The following is a 22,157-nucleotide window of genomic DNA, read 5'->3' as shown; positions in this document are numbered from 1 at the left end:
GCAGTTCAGGGCGCTGCGACAAGACGATAGCCGACGCCGCGCACAGCCTGGAGAAATAACGGATTGGCCGGATCATGCTCGATTTTCCGACGCAGCCGGTTGATCTGCACGTCGACGGCACGCTCGTTCACGGTACCGCCGCCGTTCAGCTCACCGCGGCGAACCGTCTCGCCGGGCGTGGCGGCGAGCACCCGCAGCATCTCGCGTTCGCGATCGGTGAGATGAATGACGTCGTCGCCCTGCCGCAGTTCGCCGCGCTCCAGATGATACACGTAAGGCCCGAACGCGATCGATCCGGTACGCGCCGTCGGCAGCGGCATCGTGCGCTTGAGGATGTTCCCGATCCGCAGCACCAGCTCGCGCGGCTCGAACGGCTTGGCGACATAGTCGTCGGCACCGATCTGCAGGCCCTCGATTCGGTTCTCGGCCTCGTGCCGCGCCGTCAGCATGATGATCGGGACCGAGGACGAAGCGCGGATGAAGCGGGCGAGATCGAAACCGGTTTCGCCGGGCATCATGATGTCGAGGATCAAAAGGTCGAAATACAACCCGAGCAGTTTCGAGCGGGCGGCCTTGGCGCTCATGGCGGTGGTGACGCGGTAACCCTCCCCCGCCAGAAAGCGCGACAACAGATCGCGAATACGCCGGTCGTCATCAACCAGCAGCAGATGCGGGGCGTCATCCGCCGGCTTCACCAGCGACCGCGCGACCCCTGCCGTTTGCGTTACCGTCATGCCTTCACCATTCCGCCGTCGGTCTGCAGGATCGCCTCCAGCACCTTGTCGGGATCGTCGTGATCGATCATCCCGAGCAGGAACTTGCGCACCGCCTCGGCGCCGGACGCGTCGAAGCCTTGCAGCGCGCGAACGATGCGGTCGGTCTGCAGGCCTGCGAGTTTCGCCACCAGCGCCTCGCCTTTTGCGGTGGCGAAAAGAAGGCGCTGGCGCCTGTCGGCGTCCCCGGCCTTCTGCACGATATAGCCCTCGTCGAGCAGTTGCTTGAGAACCCGTCCCAGCGATTGCTTGGTGATGCGCAGCACGTCGAGCAGGTCGGCGACTGTGAGACCGGGATAACGGTAGACGAAATGCATCACGCGATGATGCGCGCGTCCGAAGCCAAATTCCTCCAGCACATGATCGGGATCGCCGACAAAATCGCGATAGGCGAAGAACAGCAACTCGATGATGTCCCAGCGCGTCCTCGACGACCGGGCCCCGGCCGCCTCCGAGCCGGAAGCGACCATCACAGCGGTTCGGGCCGGGATATTTATGTCAGTCATATTGACATATCTTGCGTTTCAATGTTACAGGTCCGCCATCCAAGACGAAATAATATATCGTATCGTCCGGAATCGACCCGACAAAGTCCGATACTCGAAACGACAAGGCCGTTCGGCCCAGACCTCTATCGTCCTATGATTGTCGGGCGACATTTCGGTCAACATACTGGACTTCGCGCCTTCCGCCAAAACGGAAACCGGTCTTCGGACGGGCGGGCCAGGACGAGGACTGCTGCAAAGGCGGGAGGAGATCCATGGGAGTTTCGCTCGATACGTTCAACGGCGCGACGTCGTTGACATTCGATGTCCAGCCGACGGCCAGTCCGACGCCCGCGACCGCGCGCGAGGCAAAGCTCGCAGATCCCGGCTTCGGACGGGTGTTCACCGACCACATGGCCGTGGTGCGCTACAATCACGCAAACGGCTGGCACGGCGCGCGCGTCGAATCCCGCGCCAGTTTCCCGCTCGATCCCGCAACCGCAGTCCTGCATTATGCGCAGGAAATTTTCGAAGGCCTGAAGGCCTACAAGCGTGACGACGGCGGCGTGAACCTGTTTCGCCCCGACGCCAACGCGAAACGCTTCCGCAATTCGGCCGAGCGCATGGCGATGGCACCGCTGCCCGAACCCTTGTTCATCGAGGCCATCGAGCAACTCGTGCGGCTGGACCGCGACTGGATTCCCGGTGGCGAAGGCAGTCTGTACCTGCGGCCTTTCATGATCGCGAACGAGGTGTTTCTCGGCGTGAAGCCTTCGGCGGAATACATCTTCGCCGTCATCGCCTCGCCGGTCGGCTCCTATTTCAAGGGCGGCCCCGCGCCGGTCTCGATCTGGGTGTCGGAAAACTACACACGCGCGGCGGTCGGCGGCACCGGCGCCGTCAAATGCGGCGGCAACTACGCCGCCAGCCTGCGTGCTCAGGCCGAAGCCATCGGTCGCGGCTGCGACCAGGTCGTTTTCCTGGATGCGATCGAGCGCCGCTACATCGAGGAACTCGGCGGCATGAACGTTTTTTTCGTGTTCGACGACGGTTCGCTCTCGACGCCGCCGCTCGGCACCATCCTGCCGGGCATCACCCGCGATTCGATCATCACGCTCGCCAGGGAGTCCGGCACGCCCGTGCGCGAGGAGCCCTATACCATCGACCAGTGGCGCGCGGATGCCGCCAGCGGCAGGCTTCGGGAAGCATTCGCCTGCGGCACCGCGGCGGTCGTCTCGCCGATCGGCAAGGTATGCTCGGCGCACGGCGATTTCATCATCAATGGCGGCGCCGCCGGTCCGGTCGCGATGGGCTTCCGCAAGAAGCTGGTCGACATACAATACGGCCGCGCGGCCGACCCGCACCACTGGACCCGCAAGGTGCTGTGACCGGCGGCGCATGCGTCGCGATATAAGAGCCGTCGTGCTCCGCGAAGGCGGAACATCCCGTATTCGGCAGCGGCACGAAACCCTCAGCCTCACCCTGATTGCTGGATCGTCCGCTTGCGCGGGCGATGGCGGTTTATTTTGAGACCAGAGTCTGATTCAACGGACGGCGTCGTCCCCTTCGCCAGTTGCCGCCATTTGTAGAACCGCGAATCCGGCGGCGGCGAGAGATCAGGTGTCCAGCCCGTCAGTTTTTCCAGAACATAGGTGTCCATGATCCGGCCGCGCCAGGTCCGTTGAACCCGACCCAACGGCGTCAGCACCGCGCCGGTCGAGGCCAGAAGGGATGCACCGTCCTGCTCGCGGGCGATGTACAGCCCGGCATGCCCGGCAATCCGCTCGAAACCGGGATCGCGGAAACCCATGAAGCGGCTGCGTTCGTTGATCTGGATCACCGGCACGCGATCCTTCAGATGCCAGCGCAGCATCGCATAGGTCCGGTAATCGTCGGTCGCGATCCATGTCGCCCCGGCGGCCTGCAATTCGCTTTCGGCGCGGCTCGCGACCTGCGCGAAGCCGGCTTCGCCGCCGATCGGATCGGTCTTGCCGATGAAATTCCAGGGGCTGACGACGGTAATAGAGGAACACCGCGACAACGAGGACGAGACCCGAGGCGATCGCGGCGTTGACCCAGAAGGCGGACGATCTTGCGATCCACGCCGGCCATTTTTCGCGCGATCGCTTCGCGATGTCGATTGCGGTTGCGGCGAATCCCAGCGGCCAGATGAACATCGGCCAGGTGTCGCCGACGCGAAGCGTCAGCGATTTCCAGAGAAAATAGCCGAACGGCACCAGCACGGCCGCCGACAGCAGCACGGAAACCGGATCGCGATGCCGAAACCCGCGCCATGCCGTGACCGCCACGCCAACCAGTACCACGGGCAGCAGGATCGGCCCGACCTGACCGAACTGAAGGCCGAGATAGTCGCCGAGCGTGCGCAGCGTGACGCCATGCGCGGCGGTCGCGCGCACGAACTGAAACCTGAACGAGGCCCAGTCGTGCATCCAATTCCAGATCAGGACCGGCGAGAACACCGCAGCCGCAATCAATGGCGCGGCCCACAGATACGGACTGCGCAGCCAACGTGAGCGCCAGTCCGGCACGACAATGAAAAGAACAACGGCGGGGACCAGCATCAATGCGGTCAGCTTCGACAGCAGCGCGAGGCCGCCGAAGAAACCGGCGGCAAGCCACCAGCGCGCGTCGCCGCTCTCGGTGAGCCGCACCAGCGACCACACCATCGCCAGTTCGAACGGGATCAGCGCGACGTCGGGCGCGACCTTCGCCATCAGCAGGCCGTAATACAACGCCGCTTCCATCATCAGAACCGCCAGCACGGCGGCGCGGATATCGCGGGTGACGCGGCGGACGATATCGGCGAGCAGCAATTGCGAGATCGGCATCGCCAGCAGTCCGGCGAACCTGACGCCGAAATTGGTGTCGCCGAAGATCGCGGTGCCGAGACGAATGAACCACGCGATCATCGGAGGATGATCGAGGAAGGACAGTGCGCTTTCCTTCGACCAGGTCCAGTAATAGGCCTCGTCGGTCCGCAGATCCAGCGTGGCGGCAAAGATGCATCGCAGCACGGTCATCGCAGCGATCAATGCCGCGACCCACGCCAGCGACGAAAGCGTCGGACGCTCTGGCTGTAGCGGATTGCCTGACTCTGCGATCGTCATTGGAGTCCGGAAAGGGATTACGCCTCGTCGCGCCCTCCTTACACCGTTCTCCGGCCGAGCGGGCCGCAAATCTGACGATCGCAGGGCTGAACATCCATTCAGAAAATTCTTCGAATTAGCACTGCATCGGTTCGAACCCGATTCCTCGAGGGTACGACGAACTTGCGACGGGCAAGAGCGACACCAGCACAAGCCCGCAAACGGAAACCAGAACTCGATTTGAAATCAAACCCGCGCATCGCGCGCTTCCTTTAAGGAGTACGACCATGTCTCGTAAACTTGCTCTTGGACTCGTTGCCGCAGCTTCCCTCGGTGCGATGGCGCTGGCGCCGTCGGCCGCTTCCGCGCACGGCTTTGGTCATCACCACTTCGGTCATTTCGGCCATTTCGGTCATCACTTCGGCCACGACTTCGGCATCGCCTATATCGGCGGCTATGACGACGGCTGTTATGTAGTGCGGCGCGTGCCGACCCCGTTCGGCTTCCGTCTGCGCACCATCAACGTCTGCGATTGATCCGCTATCTATAGCGTTTTCAAGCGAAGTGGATACCGGTTCGCATAAAGAAAACGCGTCGAAACAAAAAGCTGGAGCCCGGCTTTGATTCCATCAAAGCCGGAATGGCTCTAGCGCTCCGATTCTGGCATTCGCATCCCGCTTCCAGCGAGCCTTGTTGCGAATGTTGGAATCGAAGGATCACCAGCGATTATAAGTTGCCAGTGCCGTGAATCTGACATTCGCGTCCGGGACGCGCAGCCCGGTGGGGCGCGAATGGCAATTCACGCCACTGGGTCGGTCAAAATCCCGGCTGCCCGGCCGCCGGGATTTTGCGTGTCGGTGGCGGTATCATCCGCCCGCGCAGAAACCCGGCGGAGCAAGCCGTCGAATTTCGTCGTTTCCCTCACTCGAAAGCATCAATTGACTTGCGCTCCCGCGGTGCGAGACTTCGCAGATCGATGACCCGTGATGACGGGTCTCGACCGTAAAGCTTCGGAGGAAGCCATGCTCGACAGACGAGAGATGCTGAAACGCGTCGGCGCCGGACTGGCGCTCGGCGCAACCGCCGGCCTGACCCCTTTCAAGGCCTTTGCGCTCGACAGCGTGACCCTGCCGTTCGAAAACGGCGAACGTCCGCTGGTGAAGTATCCGCAGAAGCGGGTAATGATCGGCCTCACCAGCCGGCCGCCGCAACTCGAAACGCCGTTCTCGGTTTTCAACGAAGGCCCGATTACGCCGAACGACGCCTTCTTTGTCCGCTATCACCTCGCCGGCCTTCCGCTCGACATCGATCCCGACACCTTCACGCTGGAGATCAAGGGCAAGGTCGACCGTCCGCTCAAGCTGTCGCTCAAGGACATCAAAAAAATGAAGGCGACGGAGATCGTCGCCGTCAATCAGTGTTCGGGCAACAGCCGCGGATTCTCAAATCCGCGCGTCGCCGGCGGCCAGTCCGGCAATGGCGCGATGGGCAACGCGCGCTGGCGCGGCGTGCCGCTCAAGACCGTGCTCGATCAGGCCGGCGTGCAACAGGGCGCGAAGCAGGTGGTGTTCGACGGCATGGACGGTCCCGTCAGCGACAGGACGCCGGATTTTGCCAAGGCGCTCGACATCGATCATGCACGTGATGGCGAGGTGATGCTGGCCTATCTCATGAACGGACGGGATTTGCCGTTTTTGAACGGCTTTCCGCTTCGGCTCGTCGTTCCCGGATATTACGGCACCTACTGGGTCAAGCATCTCAACGGGATCACCGTCATCGACAGCGTCTACGACAATTTCTGGATGAAGACGGCCTATCGCATTCCGGACAACGCCTGCGCCTGCGTTGAGCCGGGCACCGCGCCGAAGGCGACTGTCCCTATCAACAGGTTCAACGTCCGCTCCTTCATCACCAATGTCGCCGACGGTGCGAAACTCAGGACAGGCGGCAAGCTGCTGAAGGGCATCGCATTCGACGGCGGCACCGGAATCAGGGAAGTCGCGGTGTCGATCGACGGCGGCAAGACCTGGAAGGCCGCGCGGCTCGGCCGGGACTACGGCAAATACTCGTTCCGCGAATGGAAGATTCCGGTCAAGCTCACCGCCGGTCCGCACGAATTGAAGGTTCGCGCGACCAGCAACGGCGGCCAGGTGCAACCGTCCGAGGCCACATGGAATCCGGCCGGCTACATGCGCAACGTCATCGAGACCGTCCACGTGACGGCGGCCTGAGGGAGAAAAGTCATGAAGCGTCCAACTCTTCTTGCTCTCGCCGCCGCCATCGGACTGGCCGGGAGCAGCGGCGCTTTTGGTCCCACCGCGGCCAGCGCCAAGCCGATTTCCTACAAGCTTCCGGATAAAGCGGCGGAGTTCAAGCCCGGACCCAATCTCGACGTTGTGAAGGCCAACTGCACGGCCTGTCACTCGGCGGACTACATCCAGACCCAACCGCGCGGCCCGAAATTCAAGAAGGATTTCTGGCAGGCGGAGGTCAACAAGATGATCAAGGTGTATGGCGCGCAGATCGAGGAGGCCGATATCGGCAAGATCGTGGACTATCTGACCGCGACTTATTGACGTCGGAAGCCGAATCCAGCGGAAATCCGCCGGCGGATTGCCATTGCCTTGCCCGTCCCTGACGGGTGAGATGTCTAGAATTGTGGCAAAATTGCACCGCCTCGGGATAGAGTTGGTTCAGATAGTTCAACCTTGTGTTTGATCTACCAAGCCGGGCCGAGACCGCGTATCTTGTGTGCTGTCGGACAAGCCGGTTTCCGGGGACCGACGACTGTTTCAATCCTGCGGAGACTTGGGAATGGCTAAGGGTACTGTGAAGTGGTTCAACCCGACCAAAGGTTATGGATTCATCCAGCCGGCTGGCGGCGGCAAGGATGTATTCGTCCATATTTCGGCCGTCGAGAAAGCGGGCCTTTCAACGCTCAACGAAGGTCAGACGGTTGAATTCGAGGAAGTTGCCAACCGCGGCAAGACCTCGGCTGAAAACCTCAAGGTTTGACGCGACCACGCGATCCTCAAGACCCGGATAAAGTCGCGTCCCGACCAATGGGGACGCCCTCCGCGGCAAACGACATCGGCTCCGCCGACGCAATCAGGTCCGCGCCATCGTGGACTCGATCCGCCGGCGACGAAGATCGGCCACCCGAGCGGCGACTGCGCGGCATCGCGTCGATCAATTTTCCTTGATCCATCGATCCAGGGGCATGACGTCGGGCAGTTGCGCGTAACCCCGCGGCCACATGTCGACGACCCATTGCGCATGCGTGGCGCGTTCGACCAGCACCGCGGTATTATGCGGGGTCTGCAACACGAGCGTATTGCCGCGATAATGCGGATTTCCCACGCTGTGAAACTTGAGAAGTCCCCAATCCTGAAGGACCAGCAACAGGCTGGTGACGTTGCGCGTGGTGTCCCAGCAATCGAAGTTGTGGCTGTCGTCGCCGGCGCGGAAATCGGCCCGTGCCACACGCCTGTTGGTCCCGAGGATTGGCCCCATGCGCCGGTCGAACCAGACCACCGCCTTTTGAACCGCCCGGCGCTCCGCGGCAGCCGATGACCGGCCTGCCGCCAGAATCCGTGTCAGCGCGCCGCGATCGGCGGACGTGAAATCGAGAGACTTCCGGCGACGGCAGACGAAGCCGTAGCAGACTGTCATGGACTTCGCGCTCGGCGGATAGATTGAAACGGACGTGTAAAGCTGCGCAATGCCGGGGCTGAGTTCGGCCGCCACGACGGAGCCGTCCATGGCCGGCGCGATGAACAGCATCGCCACCGTCGCAAACAACCGTGAGATACGGCACGCGTGCGATCCGTCAATTCGTCGATTTGAAAACCCGCAATGAAATTGCCGATACCGGCGGCCCCACATTGGCTCGACCCATTGGCGCTATGCCTGATCGAGCTTAGCTTATTGAGTTGAAGAAAAGGTCGCGCGGCCGCAACAGCGTTTCAGATTCGTGTGTCGCGAACGCGCAGTCACGTGGTCTTCTCAAACGGCAGTTTTTGCGCAAAGCCGAGGAATCGCCGATGCCGCCGCCTCTTCCATCGTCGTTTTCGGCTCCTTATGCCCCCGACGAACGAGCAATGGCGAAGCGGCTGCTGGTCGAGGCGCAGCTAACGCCCGAACGCGACGCGCGGATCGATCGCACCGCGCGCGGTTTGATCGACGCCATCCGGCGGAACGACGATCCGCTCGGCGGCGTCGAAGACATGCTGCGCGAGTTTTCACTGTCGACCAGGGAAGGCCTCGCGCTGATGGTGCTCGCAGAGGCGCTGCTGCGCGTGCCCGATGCCGAAACGGCGGACCGGTTCATCGAGGACAAGCTCGGACAAGGCGACTTCATCCATCACGAGACCAGGTCCAGCGCATTCCTTGTCAACGCCTCCGCCTGGGCGCTCGGACTGTCCGCGCTCGTCATCCAGCCGGGCGAGACGCCGCAGGGAACCATCGGTCGGCTCGCCAAGCGGATCGGCGTTCCGGCGGTGCGGGCGGCGACGCGGCAGGCGATGCGGCTGATGGGCAATCACTTCGTGCTCGGCGAGACCATCAAGGCGGCGCTGGAGCGGGCGCACGCGCATTCGGCCGGTCACGCCCGCTACTCCTTCGACATGCTCGGCGAAGGTGCGCGCACGGCCGCGGACGCCGAGCGCTATTTCGACTCCTACGCCGCCGCGATCGAGGCGATCGGCCAGCGCGCCGGCGACGACCCCCTGCCCGACCGTCCCGGCATGTCCGTCAAGCTGTCGGCGCTGCATCCGCGCTTCGAGGCGGTGAGCCGGCAACGTGTGATGGCCGAACTGGTGCCGCGCGTCGTCGATCTCGCCGCGCGCGCCAAGGCGCGCGATCTCGCCTTCACGGTCGATGCGGAGGAAGCCGACCGGCTGGAATTGTCGCTCGACGTGATCGCCGCTGTTGCCGCTGACGCTTCGCTCGCCGGATGGAGCGGCTTCGGCCTCGCCATCCAGGCCTATCAGAAGCGCGCCTCGGCGGTGATCGACCATATCGACGATCTCGCGCGACGCCTGAACCGGCGGATGATGGTCCGCCTCGTGAAAGGCGCTTATTGGGACACCGAGATCAAGCGCGCGCAGGAACGCGGGCTTGACGGCTATCCCGTGTTCACCCGCAAGGCGATGACCGACCTGAACTACATCGCCTGCGCGAAGCAACTGCTGGCGCTGCGGCCGCGGATCTTTCCGCAATTCGCGACCCACAATGCTCTCACCGTCGCCACGCTCCTCGAACTGACCGAGGGCGACGAAGGATACGAATTCCAGCGGCTGCACGGCATGGGCAAAGCGCTTTACGCGCAGCTCGCGAAGGATCGCCCGGGCATCGCCTGCCGCATCTATGCGCCGGTCGGCAGTCACCGCGACCTGCTCGCTTATCTGGTGCGACGCCTGCTCGAAAACGGCGCCAACTCGTCCTTCGTCGCGATGGCCTCCGATCCAGATGTATCGGCGAACGTGCTGCTTCGACGGCCCGCCAAGATCGTCGGCAATGCCGACGGCGCGGCGAATGCGACGATCCCGCTGCCGCGCGATCTGTTCCGGCCCGAACGCGTCAATTCGCGGGGCATCGAATTCGGCGAGCGCATGGCGCTGAACCGGCTGGTCGCTGACGTCGCGGCGGAAAAATTGTCCACCATCACGGTGAAGCACAACGCGCCGGAGGACGTGAGCCGCACCGTTGCAGCGGCGCGCGACGGTTTTTCCGCATGGAGCCGTACGCCGGCTGCAGCCAGGGCAGCCGCGCTGGAATGCGCAGCCGATTTGCTGGAGCAGCGAGCGGCGCATTTCATCGCGCTGCTGCAGCGGGAAGGCGGCAAGACGCTGGACGATTCCGTCTCGGAGGTGCGCGAGGCGGCCGACTTCTGCCGCTACTACGCCGCGGAGGGCCGCAAGCTGTTCGGCGACTTGCGAACGATGCCCGGACCGACCGGCGAGCGCAACACGCTGCAATTGCGCGGGCGCGGCGTCTTTGCCGCGATCTCGCCGTGGAATTTCCCGCTGGCGATCTTCACCGGACAAGTGACGGCGGCGCTGATGGCGGGAAATACGGTGGTCGCGAAACCCGCCGAGCAGACGCCGCTGGTCGCAACGGAGGCCGTGCGCCTGCTGCACCAGGCCGGCATTCCGACAGCGGCGCTTCATCTGCTTCGGGGCGATGGACGGACAGGTGCAGCGCTTGTCGCGCACCGCGACATCGCCGGCGTCGTCTTCACGGGGTCGACGGAAGTGGCGCGGTCGATCAATCGCGCGCTCGCCGCCAAGGACGGCCCCATCGTGCCGCTGATCGCCGAGACCGGCGGCATCAACGCCATGATCGCCGACGCCACCGCACTGCCGGAGCAGGTCGCCGACGATGTGGTCACCTCGGCGTTTCGCTCGGCCGGGCAGCGCTGTTCGGCATTGCGGCTGCTGTTCGTGCAGGAGGACGTGGCCGACCGCATGATCGAGACGATCGCGGGAGCCGCGCGCGAACTGAAGATCGGAGACCCGTCCGATCCCGCCACGCATGTCGGCCCGGTGATCGACCGCGAGGCAAAGGAGCGGCTCGATGCGCATATCGCGCGCATGACGCGCGAGGCCCGCGTGCATTTCGCTGGGCGAGCGCCCGCGTCCGGGCTTTTCGTCGCGCCGCACATCTTTGAGCTGGCCGACGCCAGGCAACTGACCGAAGAGGTGTTCGGACCGATCCTTCACATCGTGCGCTATCGCGCGTCCGGTCTCGACGCGGTTCTGCGCTCGATCGCCGAGACCGGCTACGGCCTGACGCTCGGCATCCACTCGCGCATCGACGACACGGTGGAAGCGATCGTGGACCGCCTCGAAGTCGGCAACATCTACGTCAACCGCAACATGATCGGCGCGGTGGTCGGCGTGCAGCCGTTCGGCGGTCACGGCCTGTCGGGGACCGGACCGAAGGCCGGCGGCCCGCACTATCTCGCGCGCTTTGCGACCGAACAGACCGTGACGGTGAATACCGCAGCCGCCGGCGGCAACGCCGCATTGATGAGCGGAGAAGGATAGCCAACATCCATCGGGGCAACGACTACGCCAAAACCGCTGCGTGCGCGGGGACGGTGGCGAGAGCGAGTTTACCCGAGCGATGACCGAAAGTTCTCCGTCATTCCGGAAGCCGCATGGCGGCTATCCGGAATCCAGTAAACCCAGAATCATTTGACTACCGGATTCCGGGTTCGTCGCTTCGCGACGCCCCGGAATGACGAAGGAGTTTCGCTCGAGCCCTTCCGCTTCTGATGGAATCAGAAGCGGGGCTCCATGATTTTGATTTGACGCGTTTTCTTTACGCGAACCGGTAGCCACTTCGCTTGAAAACGTTCTAGCGGCGCAACCACGGCCACGCGAAACCCAGCGCGATCAGCCCGAGAATAACGGCAACGCCGATGGCCCACGAACTGAGGCGCACGGCACTATCGGCCGCGCGCTCGCGCTCGTTCTGAGCAATTTCGCGATTGCGTTCTTTTTCGGTCTGCTCCGGCTCGTTCATCGCTGCGCGCGCCCCGCGGATAGATCGTTGCGCATCAAACCGCGACGGACGAAATAGTTCCGGCGCGCCCGATCCGGTCGCAAGGCGCTGTCGTCCTTCAGTGCGAAACGACAAGTCCCCTGCTGGTGACGACGACCCAGCGGCCGTCCTGCTTGCGGATCGCATCGACCCGGCCGAGCCCGGGCACCGGATCGCCGGCGTAGACCTCATAGAGACCGCCGCGCCCTTCGATCAACGCGCCGCCGTTGGTGATATCGCGCAAGATCCAGCCTTCAACCGCCGGCAGACGTGCGACAGCCGGTTTCGGCGCCGGCAGCGGCACCGAAGCGGCGGCGGCAGTTGAAGCGGCAGTCGCCGGAATCGACCCGGTCACGTTCGTCGCGGCAGGCGCAGCCGGCGCGGCGGCTGCATGTTGCTTGTCGAGTGCCTCGTGGAGCCTGGTCAGCTTGACCGCCGACTCCGCATGCGCCTTTTCAACCCGGTCCAGGCGATCGTTGATCCTGGCGAACTGGCCGGCGTCGCCCTTGGCCGAGCGGTCGATGCCCGTCTTCAGCGTGGCAACCTCGGACCGGAGCTGCTTGATCGTGGCTTCCAGAGCCTGGGTCTGGCCAGCCGTCGCCGACGACTGTTCACTCGCAACGCTATGGCGGAGCCCGGATGTCGCAAGCGAACCACCGATCGCACCGGTGATCGCAGCCAATGCCGCGACCGCCGCAATTGCGGCGAGACGCCGTTTGCCGAAACGGCCCGATGCCTGCGCAGCTCCGGCGGCCGCCCGACCCTGATCGATGGTCCCGCGATCCCAAGACTTGTCATCCCAAGACTTGTTGCGTGACGGCGGCACGATCATGATCTTGCCGGTTTCTCGCGACGCACCCGTCTGCGGAGTTTCAGCTTCAACATCCGGCTCAATTCGGGTCGCTTCCGTCTTCGGAGGTTCGGCATCAATCCTGGGCTCGATCAAGGACGCATCCACCTTCGCCGCCTTCGCTTCAACCCTGGGCTCGATCAAAGATGCGTCCGCCTTCGGTGCCTCCGCCTCAATCCTGGAATCGGTCAAGGGTGCTTCCGCCTTCGGCGCCACGGGCTCGATGTCGTCGGGTGGCGGCGCGGATAATTCCTGCTCCGGCGCAAGCTCTGGAGATTTGGCGCCTGACGACATCTCCATCCCGGCAGATTTGTCGGCGGGGCCGCGATTGGTCCGATCAAACGAATGGTCGCTCACGTTAAAAACTCCAAAAAAGGGTTGACCATTTGGTAACTTTTCATTGCTTGCAAAATCCTTACTTTCGGGACCATTGCGGAAATTTTAGGATTTTTTCCGACTCACAAGACGGCTTTACCAAGGCCGGCGAGACGCGCACGGGCCCGCTTGTGACGCGGCAATACGGGCCACAGGAAGCACAGGCAGGGAGAGCGCATGGTCGGCATTCTGGATAAATCGCGCATCGATCGCTATCGTCGAGCCGCGCTGGTCTTGAGCGCGTTTCTCGCGCAGCCCCTCTCGCCCGCCGTTGCACAGCAACCGCCGGCCGAGACGATTTTCCGCAACGTGCGCGTGCTGGACGTGGTCGACGGTCGTCTCGGCCCGCCGACCAGCGTCGTGATCCTCGGCAATACCATCGCCGCAATCGGACCATCTGCGGACGCCGATTCCAAGGCCGAAATCATCGACGGCAAAGGCCGCACGCTGATGCCGGGCCTGATCGACGCGCACGTCCACCTGACGTTCGGAGCGGTTTTGCTGAGCGAACTCCATGATCCGAAGACGACAGCCGAGCAGCTCGGCGCGGCCGCGGCGAAATCGGCGACCGACATGCTGCTGCGCGGCTTCACCGCCGTGCGCGACATGGGCGGCCCGATCTTCCCGCTCAAGCGGGCGATCGACAGCGGGAAGGTTCGGGGGCCACGCATCTGGCCATCGGGGGCGATCATCTCGCAAACCTCGGGGCACGGCGACTTTCGTACGCCGGACGAGCGATCGCGCCGCTTCTTCGGCAAGCCTTCCCGCGCCGAGGAGGAGGGCGCGACCTTTATCGCCGACGGTCGCGACGAGGTCCTGACCGCGACGCGTGAAAACCTGCGAATGGGCGCAAGCCAGATCAAGATCATGGGCGGCGGCGGCACGTCGTCGGCCTACGATCCGATCGACGTCACGCAATATACTCTCGACGAGATGAAGGCCGCGGTCGATGCCGCCTCCGACTGGAATACCTATGTCGCCGTCCACGCCTATACGCCCCGCGCGGTCCGCCGGGCGATGGAGGCGGGCGTCAAGTGCATCGAGCACGGGCAATTGCTCGACGAGCCGACCATCAAGCTGATGGCTCAGAAAGGGGTCTGGCTGAGCGCCCAGAACCTGATCCCGGATTCGCCGAACATGACGGCGGAGCGGCGCGCAAAGCGCAAGGGCATCGTGGAAGGCAACGCGCGCATCTGGCCATTGGCGAAGAAGTACGGCGTCAAGCTCGCATGGGGTACGGACATCCTCTTCGAGCCGGATCTCAACGCCGAACAAAATCGCCTGATCCTGTCGCTGAAGCCGTGGTTCTCCCCTGCCGAAATTCTCCGCTTGGTGACCTACGACAATGCCCGGCTGCTGGCGCTGAGCGGCCCGCGCGCGCCCTATCCCGGCAAGCTCGGCGTCGTGCAGGTCGGCGCTCTCGCCGACCTTCTCCTCGTCGAGGGCAATCCGCTCAGCAACATCGACATCCTCGCCGATCCGCAGAAAAACTTCCGGGTCATCATGAAAGACGGCGTGATCTACAAGAATGACTGACGGGAGAGCGGATATCGGCTTCGACGCGCCGCCATGCGGCCGACGTTCAGGAGTCCACGACCGGTCAGATCACAACCGGCGCGTCCGGCAGTTCGTTCGGACCCGGCCCCTGCTTCGGAAAATGTTCTGCAAGCCGCCGTGAGACGGCTTCGATGCCCTTGACGACGCCGACTTCGAAGCGGCCTTGCTTGAACTCGGCCTCCATCGCGGCACAGATGGTCTTCCAAACCGCCGCACCGACCCTGGCGTGAATGCCGCGGTCGGCAACGATCTCGACATCGCTATCGGCGAGCAACAGATAGATCAGGACGCCGTTGTTATGCGCGGTATCCCAGATTTTCAGATGCGCGAATACGTCGAGCGCCCGCTCGCGCGCCGGTTGATCGCGGAACAGGGGGATGCCGTCGAGCGCGCCTTCCACCGCAAACACCACCTGCCCCGAATGGCTCGTCTCGCCGGCACGGATCGCCTGTTCGATGGCGGCCATCGCCTCAGGCGGAAAATGCTTTCGCACCCGCCAGCGATGTCCGAGCAGATGCTTGCCGATTCGCCCGATGCCCATTCCTACCAGCTCCCCGACGCGCCGCCGCCGCCAAAACTGCCGCCGCCGCCGCTAAAGCCGCCGCCGCCCGAAAACGACCCGCCTCCACGGCCACCGCCGATCCAGGTGCCGCCGCCCCGGCCTACGCCCGAGACGATCGCGTCGCCGAACAGCGTGAAGACGAACGCGAGCGCGCCGGCGGCACCCGAGACGGCGAGCGATCCGATGAACAGCCAGGCCATGAAACCGACGATCCCGCCGACCGCTGTCGAGCCGAACAGCCGGCCGAAGACGCTCCGGAAGATCCCGCCGAGAACGAGAACGCCGACGATGACGAACGGATTGAAAAGGTCGTCAATGCTGAAATTGTTCGCATACTGTCCTTGCGGCTTCGGCGCAGGCAGCGGCTCTCCGTCGATCACGCGCAACATGCGATCCACGCCGGCGGAGATGCCGCCGGCAAAATCGCCGCTCCTGAACTTCGGCACGATCTCTTCGTCGATAATGCGCTTCGAGGTGAGGTCGGTCAGCGCGCCCTCGAGGCCGTAGCCCACCTCGATCCGCACCTTGCGGTCGTTTTTGGCGACGACAAGGATCGCGCCGTCATCGACCTTCTTGCGGCCGATCTTCCATTGTTCGGCGACCCGGATCGAATACTGCTCGATCGTTTCCGGCGCGGTGGTCGGCACGATCAGCACCGCGACCTGGCTGCCCTTGCGGTCCTCGAACGCCTTCAGCTCCTGTTCGAGCGACGCCTTCTGATCGCTGCTCAGCGTCGCGGTCAGATCGACCACGCGCCCGGTCAAAGGCGGCACCGCGACATCGGCGAACGCCGCGCCGATCCAGCACAGCATCAGCGCCAGCAGCGCCGCCTTCAGGGTGCGCATCACCGTCACCGGCCGTGCCGGTTACTTCGCCGGCGCTGCCGGCGCCGGATTGAAATCGACCTTCGGCGCGGTCGAGATCTCCTTCTCGTTGCCGACGGTGAAGTTCGGCTTGGCCTTGTAACCCAGCGCCATGGCAGTCAGGTTGGTGGGGAAGGAACGGACGGTGACGTTGTAGTCCTGCACCGCCTTGATGTAGCGGTTGCGCGCGACCGTGATGCGGTTCTCGGTGCCTTCGAGCTGGCTCATCAGATCGCGGAACAGCGTATCCGACTTGAGCTGCGGATAATTCTCGGTGACGACCAGAAGGCGCGACAGCGCGCTGGAGAGTTCGCCCTGGGCGGCCTGGAATTTCTGGAACGCAGCCGGATCGTTGAGCACTTCCGGCGTCGCCTGGATGCTGCCGACCTTGGCGCGCGCGTTGGTGACGCCGAGCAGGACGTCCTTCTCCTGCTGCGCGAAGCCCTTCACCGAGTTGACGAGGTTCGGCACCAGGTCGGCACGGCGCTGGTACTGATTGACCACCTCCGACCAGTCGGACTTGATCTGCTCGTCCTGCGACTGGATGGCGTTGTAACCGCAATTGGTCAGGCTCAAGGTGGCGAGCGCCGCCAGCACCGTCAAAAGCTTTCGCATCATTATGTCTCCTGCCCGGCAATCAAGGCTGCGTTTTAACGAACGTCGCGCGACCTCCCGGGCCACGCAACCCGAATACTAACAGATGTTGCCGCACTGTCCCTGTCAATTCCCTTGTCCCGCAGAACCGGCCTGTTCGCAAAAACTCTTCTGCATTATAGTTTAACGGCATGACCGTTACGGATATCGCGACGCGAACCTATAACCACGGCTGGCGCCTCGATCCCATCGTGCGCAGCCTGCTCGATACGGACTTCTACAAGCTTCTGATGCTGCAGATGATCCGTGAATTGTACCCGAACGAGCATGTGACGTTTTCCGTCATCAATCGCAGCCGCCATGTCCGGCTTGCCGAGGTTATCGACGAAGGTGAACTGCGCGCACAACTCGACCATGCCCGCGGCATCCGCTTCAGCAAAAATGAATTGATCTGGCTCGCAGGCAATACCTTCTACGGCAAGACCCAGATGTTCTCGCCGGACTTCATCAACTGGCTCGCCACGTTCCAGCTTGGCGAATATGAATTGCGGAAGGTCGATGGCCAGTACGAGCTGCATTTTCACGGCCCGTGGACCCAGACCACGATGTGGGAGATTCCGGCGCTCGCCATTCTCAACGAGTTGCGGTCGCGCCAGGTGACCAGGGGTCAGGGCCGTTTCACGCTCGATGTGCTGTATGCGCGCGCCAAGGCAAAGCTGTGGGGCAAACTCGAACGATTGCGCAAGCTCGACGACTTGTGGCTGTCGGACTTCGGAACGAGGCGGCGTCACGGCTTTCTGTGGCAGCGCTGGTGCGTCGAGGCCGCCAAGGAAGGGCTGGGGCCGGCTTTCACCGGCACGTCGAACGTTCTGCTGGCGATGGACAACGATCTCGAGGCCATCGGCACCAACGCGCACGAGCTGCCGATGGTCGCGGCCGCGCTGGCCGACGACGACGACGCGCTTCGCCAGGCGCCCTATCGCATCCTCGACCAATGGCGGCACACGTACGGGGGCAACCTGCTGGTCGCCCTGCCCGATGCCTTCGGCACCCGGGCTTTTCTGCGGGACGCGCCGGAGTGGGTGGCGGACTGGACCGGCTTCCGCCCGGACAGCCTGCCGCCGGTCGCGGCGGGCGAAGAGATCATTAAATGGTGGAAGCAGAAGGGGCGCGATCCCAGGGAGAAGCTCTTGGTGTTTTCCGACGGCATGGACGTGGATTCAATCGAGGAGACGCACCGGCATTTCGCCGGACGCGTCAGGTTAAGTTTCGGCTGGGGCACCAACCTGACCAACGACTTCGTGGGATGCTCGCCCGACGGCACCGTGGACCTCGACCCGATCTCGATCGTCTGCAAGGTGACGTCGGTCAACGGCCGGCCCGCCGTGAAACTGTCGGACAATCCCGAGAAGGCGACCGGCGAACCCTCGGAGATCGAACGCTACCTGCGCGTGTTCGGACATGCCGGCCGCGTCCACGCTCCCGTCCACGTCTGAGCGATGACGGCGCCTTCAATGGGGCGCGTCGGGATGCCAGCCGAGCACGGCCAGCATCACGAAAAAGCCGGCGACATAGGCGACCGCGACGGGCCATCCGTTTCCGAGCCATGAGCCCACCGATTTGGCCTCGGGATACATGTTCGACAGCGCAACGCCGGCCGAGGAGCCGAACCAGACCATCGAGCCGCCGAAGCCGACGGCGTAAGCAAGAAACCCCCAGTCATAGCCGCCCTGCTTGAGCGCCAGCGCGGTAAGCGGGATGTTGTCGAACACCGACGACACAAAGCCGAGGCCGAGCGTCGTTTGCCATGACGCCGACGGCAATGTCTCCACCGGCATCACGGAGGCGGCGGTCACGAGCGCCAGAAGAAAGATCGTGCCCTTGAAGGTTTCGGGCATGATGGTCCAATCCGGCGCGCGCAGGAACGCGGTCAGCAAAATCGCGGCCCAGACTGCAAGCCCAAGCACGGGAAGCGCATCGAGCAGCGCCGGGAATTTCAGGTTCGCGGTCACGTTTGCAACCAGCGCAGCAATCAGGATGACTGCTACGATGAAGACCCGGGCGCCGTCCACGCGCAATCCGCTCGGCGGCTTCTTCACGATCGGCGAGAAGCGATGCTGCTTGATCGCGGCCGGAACCGCGAAAATCGCGAGCGCCACCACGGCCGCGACATAAGCCTCCACGACGCTGAGCGGGCTGACGCCGTCGATCCACATCATCGTCGTCGTCGTATCGCCGACCACGCTTCCCGCTCCGCCGGCATTGGAGGCCGCGACGATCGCGACGAGATAGCCGACATGGACCTTTCCCCGAAAGACGTGGCGCGCGACCGTGCCCCCGATCAGCGCGCCCGCGATGTTATCGAGAAAACTCGACAACACGAAAACGATAACGAGAAGAAGAACGCCGCCTTTCCAGTCATCGGGCAGCACGGCGGGCATTTCGTCCGGTATCCGGCTTTCCTCGAAGTGCCGCGACAGAATGGCAAACCCCATCAGCAGCAGGAACAGGTTCGCCAGCGTGACCCACTCGTGCGCCATGTGGCGGCCGAACCCGCCCCACCCTGCGCCGGACTTGAACCCTGTGAAGCCAATTTTGTAGCCGATGATAACAGCAAGGCCGACCAGCGCGATCGGAAGCGTATGGCGGTGAAACAGCGCAATGCCGAGCAGGATGAACCCAAAGAGAATGAAATCGAGCGGAATTCCAACAATCAGAATCGGATCGATCACGATGGCCTCAAGAATCGTCGGCCATCATTCGCCAACGAACCGGCCGTAACCGCTGTGAGAAAACAACAGGGCGTCGTTCCGATTGTAGCTGTAGGCTTCGACGGCGCCGAGGAAGATGACGTGGTCTCCGCCATAGTAGCGATCGACGGTTCGGCATTGAAAATGCGCGACGGTGCCAGACAGAAGCGGAGCCCCGCCGAGGCCCGGCCTCCAATCGACTCCCTCGAATTTGCAGCCCGACGGCGTGGCAAATTTGACCGCCAGCGCCTGCTGCGACGCGCCGAGCACGTTGACGGCGAAATGGCTCGCGTTCTGGAAGACGCTCATGTTGCGGGAATAGACCACCAGGCTCCAGAGCACGAGCGGTGGATTCAGCGAGACCGAGGCGAACGAGTTGCAAGTCAGTCCATAAGGCTTTCCCGCGTCGTCGGCAGCCGTGATGATGGCGACGCCGGTCGCATAGGTTCCGAGCGCATTGCGGAAGTCGCGCGGATCGAGGGACGACTCGCCGCTCGCCAGTTCATTCGCCGGATCCGGCGCGCCGGAAAATTCAGGATCGCCCGCCATCAGACGACCTCACAGAGTCAGATTTTTCGAGGGCAGGCCAAGAGCAACCCGCCCGTAATCCGTGCCCGCCGCATCGAAGCTGAACGCGATATGGGAATTGATCGCGTTCGCGTCGCGGAACTGCCGCTGCAGCGGAGAACCGGCGAACAACCCCCGCGCCCCGCTCGCTGCAACCAGCAGCGACACCGCCTCGGTACACAGGTTTACCGCATAGGCACCGTCGCGTCGCCATCCGGTCTTGACCGCCATGTCCGGGATATGCCCACGCCGGGCATCCTGCATCGCCTTGATGCAGGTCGAACGCATGACGAGCCGCGCGGCGTCGATCTTCGCGGACGCTTCGGCAATCTTGATCTGCGTGGACTGAAGATCGCCGAGCATGGCGCGACTGTAGGTGGTTGCGCGGTGGCGCGCGACCTCGATGTAGTCATCGAGGCAGCCCTGGGCGTTACCGAGCGCCACCCCGGACAGCACGAAGGGAAACAGCGCAAACACCGGCAGCGCATAAAGGGGGTTCGGATTGACGGCGCTGCCGGGCGACGGACCGCCGGCAATGTCCGCAACCGATAGCGTTTTCCAGTCTTCAACGAAAACGTCTTCGACAGCGACGTCGTTCGAGCCCGTGCCTTTCAGGCCGGCGGCGTTCCACATATCGATGATGCGGTAGTCTTCGCGGGGAAGCAGAAAAATCCTGTACTCGATGCCATCGGCTTCATCGTCGGATGAGACGATTCCCGCGAGCATGTTCCAGGCGCAGCAGTCCACTCCGGATGAAAACGGCCAGTCGCCGTGCAGGCGGTAGCCGCCCTCGACTTTCCTGGCGCGGCCGGAAGGAAACACGAAGGAGGAGGCGATCAATGCGGTTGCATCCTTGCTCCAGACGGCATCCTGCGCCCGGCTGTCGAACATGCCGAGCATCCAGTGATGGCTGGCAAGGTTCGCCAGCGTCCAGGCCGCGGATGCGTCGGCCATGGCGATCACTTCCGCGAAGTCGACGAGAGCCACGTAATCGAATTCGGAGCCGCCGACCCGCTTGGGCTGTAGAATCCTGAACAAGCCGGTCGCATGAAAATCCTTCTCGGTCTCGGGTGGCAGCCGTCGCAACTCTTCCGTCCTCGTGGCCCGCTCACGCAATTGCGGCACGAGCGACCGCGCGCGTGCCATCATGGCGGCATAGGAATCGTCATTCGAATCCGGTTCTGACGACGGATTCGCAGGCGGGCTGAAATCAATACCTGCCATTTGACGATCCCTTATCCGCATTGCCGGAACAATGCAGCGAGCTTCGCAACCACGCCGCTCGTGGAGTGGATTTGACATTCGCCGCCGCCCGCCTTGGACGTGCCATGCGAACGTCAAATCCAGGATTCCACCAGAACTCATAGTCGCCGGTGATCAGCGGCTCTAACATCGCAAAGGCACATGCTGAAAGGGGATGCGAATGTTGGAACCGGACCACTCACCAACTATTAGCGGGTATGGCGAGGATCAACAACCGACAGCAACCCGCCAAAGGCTCGGCCGCCTTACTGCTCGGCAACCCTGTGCGATTTCATAGCCAGACCCTTGTCGAGTTCGACGCGGCAGCCCGGGCTGAGGCTTGAGCGATTCTTGACCATGCAGGCGGTAATCCGGCTGATATTCGGGATTTCGGAGCTGCACAGGCGGAACGCATCGCCGGTGCACTGCCGCTGCGCTTCGGCGGTGAAGGAATAACCAGGGCTGGCCAGCGCGGTGAGGGAGGCGGCGACAGCCAGGGTCGCGGCGATCTGACGAACGGTCTCGGTGCGAACGACGGTCATCTGAAGCTCCTCGGGTTGGCCGCGAACGACGCGGCCGTTGTCGATGCCGCACCCTGGATGATCGGCGGCCGGAAAACCGTGAGCTTCATCACTTAGCTAAAATCAAATAAATCGTAGCAATATCAAAAAGATGTTTGTTCGGAACGGGCGATATGCGCTCGCGATTCGCGACAAGACGAACCCGCCTGCCGGTGGAACAGCGGCGCGGACCCTGATCCGCTATCTGCGCCAGCGAATCGGCCAGGTATTGACGAACCGATGCAAACATTGACGAGACGCCGTTGGCCGAGTCATTCAGGAAGGCAGCGGCCGCGCCACAATACACACAATAGGCAGATTTCT

The 22,157-nt window shown here is 63.3% G+C and carries 21 protein-coding genes and 1 pseudogene; 8 read left to right on the top strand and 14 right to left on the bottom strand.

Going from position 1 to position 22,157, the window contains the following annotated elements; translation table 11 throughout:
* Positions 1 to 5 precede the first annotated feature (5 nt).
* Positions 6 to 734 carry a response regulator gene (locus tag ACMDCM_RS00995; RefSeq protein ID WP_412771818.1) on the bottom strand — a complete coding sequence of 243 codons (729 nt, stop codon included), beginning with the start codon at positions 732 to 734 and terminating at the stop codon, positions 6 to 8.
* Positions 731 to 1,279 (bottom strand): MarR family winged helix-turn-helix transcriptional regulator, encoded by a 549-nt coding sequence (locus ACMDCM_RS00990; RefSeq protein ID WP_412771817.1) that lies wholly within the window; start codon positions 1,277 to 1,279, stop codon positions 731 to 733. The genes ACMDCM_RS00995 and ACMDCM_RS00990 overlap by 4 nt, the downstream gene beginning before the upstream one ends.
* Before the next feature lie 254 nt (positions 1,280 to 1,533).
* On the opposite strand from ACMDCM_RS00990, the gene ACMDCM_RS00985 reads away from it, so the two are divergent.
* Entirely contained in the window at positions 1,534 to 2,646 is a 1,113-nt protein-coding gene (locus ACMDCM_RS00985) for a branched-chain amino acid aminotransferase (RefSeq protein WP_412771816.1), read from the top strand.
* Between the two features lie 89 nt (positions 2,647 to 2,735).
* Here the strand turns inward: ACMDCM_RS00985 and ACMDCM_RS00980 are convergent.
* Positions 2,736 to 4,386 (bottom strand): annotated as a pseudogene (locus ACMDCM_RS00980) (glycosyltransferase family 39 protein).
* 266 nt (positions 4,387 to 4,652) lie between these two features.
* Between ACMDCM_RS00980 and ACMDCM_RS00975 the strand changes: the two are divergent.
* The 4 genes from ACMDCM_RS00975 (at position 4,653) to ACMDCM_RS00960 (ending at position 7,380) form a co-directional block, all read left to right on the top strand.
* Entirely contained in the window at positions 4,653 to 4,901 is a 249-nt protein-coding gene (locus ACMDCM_RS00975; RefSeq protein WP_412771815.1) for a hypothetical protein, read from the top strand.
* Positions 4,902 to 5,387: 486 nt separating this feature from the next.
* Entirely contained in the window at positions 5,388 to 6,596 is a 1,209-nt protein-coding gene (gene sorA, locus ACMDCM_RS00970; RefSeq protein WP_412771814.1) for a SorA family sulfite dehydrogenase catalytic subunit, read from the top strand.
* Positions 6,597 to 6,608: 12 nt separating this feature from the next.
* Complete coding sequence (gene sorB, locus ACMDCM_RS00965) at positions 6,609 to 6,941, top strand: SorB family sulfite dehydrogenase c-type cytochrome subunit (RefSeq protein ID WP_412771813.1); 333 nt, start codon at positions 6,609 to 6,611, stop codon at positions 6,939 to 6,941.
* Between the two features lie 238 nt (positions 6,942 to 7,179).
* The gene (locus ACMDCM_RS00960) at positions 7,180 to 7,380 is read left to right on the top strand and encodes a cold-shock protein (protein ID WP_011511778.1); all 201 of its coding nucleotides are present in this window, start codon (positions 7,180 to 7,182) and stop codon (positions 7,378 to 7,380) included.
* Between the two features lie 174 nt (positions 7,381 to 7,554).
* On the opposite strand, the gene ACMDCM_RS00955 is transcribed toward ACMDCM_RS00960, so the two are convergent.
* The gene (locus ACMDCM_RS00955; RefSeq protein WP_412774623.1) at positions 7,555 to 8,148 is read right to left on the bottom strand and encodes a hypothetical protein; all 594 of its coding nucleotides are present in this window, start codon (positions 8,146 to 8,148) and stop codon (positions 7,555 to 7,557) included.
* Between the two features lie 260 nt (positions 8,149 to 8,408).
* Here ACMDCM_RS00955 and putA point away from each other — a divergent pair, with 260 nt between their 5' ends.
* Positions 8,409 to 11,414: a bifunctional proline dehydrogenase/L-glutamate gamma-semialdehyde dehydrogenase PutA gene (gene putA / locus ACMDCM_RS00950; RefSeq protein WP_412771812.1), complete on the top strand. Its 3,006-nt coding sequence runs from the start codon at positions 8,409 to 8,411 to the stop codon at positions 11,412 to 11,414.
* 313 nt (positions 11,415 to 11,727) lie between these two features.
* Here the strand turns inward: putA and ACMDCM_RS00945 are convergent, their stop codons facing one another.
* Both ACMDCM_RS00945 and ACMDCM_RS00940 read right to left on the bottom strand, forming a co-directional pair.
* Positions 11,728 to 11,895, bottom strand: coding sequence for a hypothetical protein (locus ACMDCM_RS00945; protein ID WP_412771811.1), 168 nt, complete (start codon positions 11,893 to 11,895; stop codon positions 11,728 to 11,730).
* A gap of 97 nt (positions 11,896 to 11,992) precedes the next feature.
* Entirely contained in the window at positions 11,993 to 13,120 is a 1,128-nt protein-coding gene (locus ACMDCM_RS00940; RefSeq protein WP_412771810.1) for a hypothetical protein, read from the bottom strand.
* Between the two features lie 195 nt (positions 13,121 to 13,315).
* Here ACMDCM_RS00940 and ACMDCM_RS00935 point away from each other — a divergent pair, with 195 nt between their 5' ends.
* On the top strand, positions 13,316 to 14,674 hold the full coding sequence (locus ACMDCM_RS00935) for a metal-dependent hydrolase family protein (RefSeq protein ID WP_412771809.1): 1,359 nt from the start codon (positions 13,316 to 13,318) through the stop codon (positions 14,672 to 14,674).
* A gap of 64 nt (positions 14,675 to 14,738) precedes the next feature.
* On the opposite strand, the gene ACMDCM_RS00930 is transcribed toward ACMDCM_RS00935, so the two are convergent.
* From ACMDCM_RS00930 to ACMDCM_RS00920, 3 genes are read right to left on the bottom strand one after another with little or no spacing between them, the layout of a single operon-like run.
* The gene (locus tag ACMDCM_RS00930; protein ID WP_412771808.1) at positions 14,739 to 15,236 is read right to left on the bottom strand and encodes a TPM domain-containing protein; all 498 of its coding nucleotides are present in this window, start codon (positions 15,234 to 15,236) and stop codon (positions 14,739 to 14,741) included.
* Positions 15,237 to 15,238: 2 nt separating this feature from the next.
* Entirely contained in the window at positions 15,239 to 16,102 is an 864-nt protein-coding gene (locus ACMDCM_RS00925; protein WP_412771807.1) for a TPM domain-containing protein, read from the bottom strand.
* 21 nt (positions 16,103 to 16,123) lie between these two features.
* Positions 16,124 to 16,735: a LemA family protein gene (locus tag ACMDCM_RS00920; RefSeq protein ID WP_412771806.1), complete on the bottom strand. Its 612-nt coding sequence runs from the start codon at positions 16,733 to 16,735 to the stop codon at positions 16,124 to 16,126.
* Between the two features lie 170 nt (positions 16,736 to 16,905).
* Between ACMDCM_RS00920 and pncB the strand changes: the two genes are divergently transcribed.
* Positions 16,906 to 18,210 carry a nicotinate phosphoribosyltransferase gene (pncB, locus tag ACMDCM_RS00915; protein WP_412771805.1) on the top strand — a complete coding sequence of 435 codons (1,305 nt, stop codon included), beginning with the start codon at positions 16,906 to 16,908 and terminating at the stop codon, positions 18,208 to 18,210.
* A gap of 15 nt (positions 18,211 to 18,225) precedes the next feature.
* Here the strand turns inward: pncB and ACMDCM_RS00910 are convergent, their stop codons facing one another.
* From ACMDCM_RS00910 to ACMDCM_RS00890, 5 genes are all read right to left on the bottom strand, one after another.
* On the bottom strand, positions 18,226 to 19,446 hold the full coding sequence (locus tag ACMDCM_RS00910; RefSeq protein WP_412771804.1) for a citrate transporter: 1,221 nt from the start codon (positions 19,444 to 19,446) through the stop codon (positions 18,226 to 18,228).
* A gap of 24 nt (positions 19,447 to 19,470) precedes the next feature.
* The gene (locus ACMDCM_RS00905; protein WP_412771803.1) at positions 19,471 to 20,013 is read right to left on the bottom strand and encodes a flavin reductase family protein; all 543 of its coding nucleotides are present in this window, start codon (positions 20,011 to 20,013) and stop codon (positions 19,471 to 19,473) included.
* 9 nt (positions 20,014 to 20,022) lie between these two features.
* Positions 20,023 to 21,255, bottom strand: a complete 1,233-nt coding sequence (locus ACMDCM_RS00900; RefSeq protein ID WP_412771802.1) for an acyl-CoA dehydrogenase family protein — start codon at positions 21,253 to 21,255, stop codon at positions 20,023 to 20,025.
* 284 nt (positions 21,256 to 21,539) lie between these two features.
* Positions 21,540 to 21,815: a hypothetical protein gene (locus ACMDCM_RS00895; protein ID WP_412771801.1), complete on the bottom strand. Its 276-nt coding sequence runs from the start codon at positions 21,813 to 21,815 to the stop codon at positions 21,540 to 21,542.
* 88 nt (positions 21,816 to 21,903) lie between these two features.
* Positions 21,904 to 22,083: a hypothetical protein gene (locus tag ACMDCM_RS00890; RefSeq protein ID WP_412771800.1), complete on the bottom strand. Its 180-nt coding sequence runs from the start codon at positions 22,081 to 22,083 to the stop codon at positions 21,904 to 21,906.
* Positions 22,084 to 22,157: the final 74 nt, after the last annotated feature.

Source organism: Nitrobacter sp. (genome assembly GCF_047149785.1).
Taxonomy (GTDB): domain Bacteria; phylum Pseudomonadota; class Alphaproteobacteria; order Rhizobiales; family Xanthobacteraceae; genus Nitrobacter.
Note: the sequence above shows the minus strand (reverse complement) of the source record. Positions and strands in the feature narration are given on the sequence as shown.

Excerpts from the sequence above, each read along its gene's own strand:
- ACMDCM_RS00995 (WP_412771818.1), bottom strand. The coding sequence starts at position 734 with ATGACGGTAACGCAAACGGCAGGGGTCGCGCGGTCGCTGGTGAAGCCG.
- ACMDCM_RS00990 (WP_412771817.1), bottom strand. The coding sequence starts at position 1,279 with ATGACTGACATAAATATCCCGGCCCGAACCGCTGTGATGGTCGCTTCC.
- ACMDCM_RS00985 (WP_412771816.1), top strand. The coding sequence starts at position 1,534 with ATGGGAGTTTCGCTCGATACGTTCAACGGCGCGACGTCGTTGACATTC.
- ACMDCM_RS00975 (WP_412771815.1), top strand. The coding sequence starts at position 4,653 with ATGTCTCGTAAACTTGCTCTTGGACTCGTTGCCGCAGCTTCCCTCGGT.
- sorA (WP_412771814.1), top strand. The coding sequence starts at position 5,388 with ATGCTCGACAGACGAGAGATGCTGAAACGCGTCGGCGCCGGACTGGCG.
- sorB (WP_412771813.1), top strand. The coding sequence starts at position 6,609 with ATGAAGCGTCCAACTCTTCTTGCTCTCGCCGCCGCCATCGGACTGGCC.
- ACMDCM_RS00960 (WP_011511778.1), top strand. The coding sequence starts at position 7,180 with ATGGCTAAGGGTACTGTGAAGTGGTTCAACCCGACCAAAGGTTATGGA.
- ACMDCM_RS00955 (WP_412774623.1), bottom strand. The coding sequence starts at position 8,148 with ATGCTGTTCATCGCGCCGGCCATGGACGGCTCCGTCGTGGCGGCCGAA.
- putA (WP_412771812.1), top strand. The coding sequence starts at position 8,409 with ATGCCGCCGCCTCTTCCATCGTCGTTTTCGGCTCCTTATGCCCCCGAC.
- ACMDCM_RS00945 (WP_412771811.1), bottom strand. The coding sequence starts at position 11,895 with ATGAACGAGCCGGAGCAGACCGAAAAAGAACGCAATCGCGAAATTGCT.
- ACMDCM_RS00935 (WP_412771809.1), top strand. The coding sequence starts at position 13,316 with ATGGTCGGCATTCTGGATAAATCGCGCATCGATCGCTATCGTCGAGCC.
- ACMDCM_RS00930 (WP_412771808.1), bottom strand. The coding sequence starts at position 15,236 with ATGGGCATCGGGCGAATCGGCAAGCATCTGCTCGGACATCGCTGGCGG.
- ACMDCM_RS00925 (WP_412771807.1), bottom strand. The coding sequence starts at position 16,102 with ATGCGCACCCTGAAGGCGGCGCTGCTGGCGCTGATGCTGTGCTGGATC.
- ACMDCM_RS00920 (WP_412771806.1), bottom strand. The coding sequence starts at position 16,735 with ATGCGAAAGCTTTTGACGGTGCTGGCGGCGCTCGCCACCTTGAGCCTG.
- pncB (WP_412771805.1), top strand. The coding sequence starts at position 16,906 with ATGACCGTTACGGATATCGCGACGCGAACCTATAACCACGGCTGGCGC.
- ACMDCM_RS00905 (WP_412771803.1), bottom strand. The coding sequence starts at position 20,013 with ATGGCGGGCGATCCTGAATTTTCCGGCGCGCCGGATCCGGCGAATGAA.
- ACMDCM_RS00900 (WP_412771802.1), bottom strand. The coding sequence starts at position 21,255 with ATGGCAGGTATTGATTTCAGCCCGCCTGCGAATCCGTCGTCAGAACCG.
- ACMDCM_RS00895 (WP_412771801.1), bottom strand. The coding sequence starts at position 21,815 with ATGACCGTCGTTCGCACCGAGACCGTTCGTCAGATCGCCGCGACCCTG.
- ACMDCM_RS00890 (WP_412771800.1), bottom strand. The coding sequence starts at position 22,083 with ATGTTTGCATCGGTTCGTCAATACCTGGCCGATTCGCTGGCGCAGATA.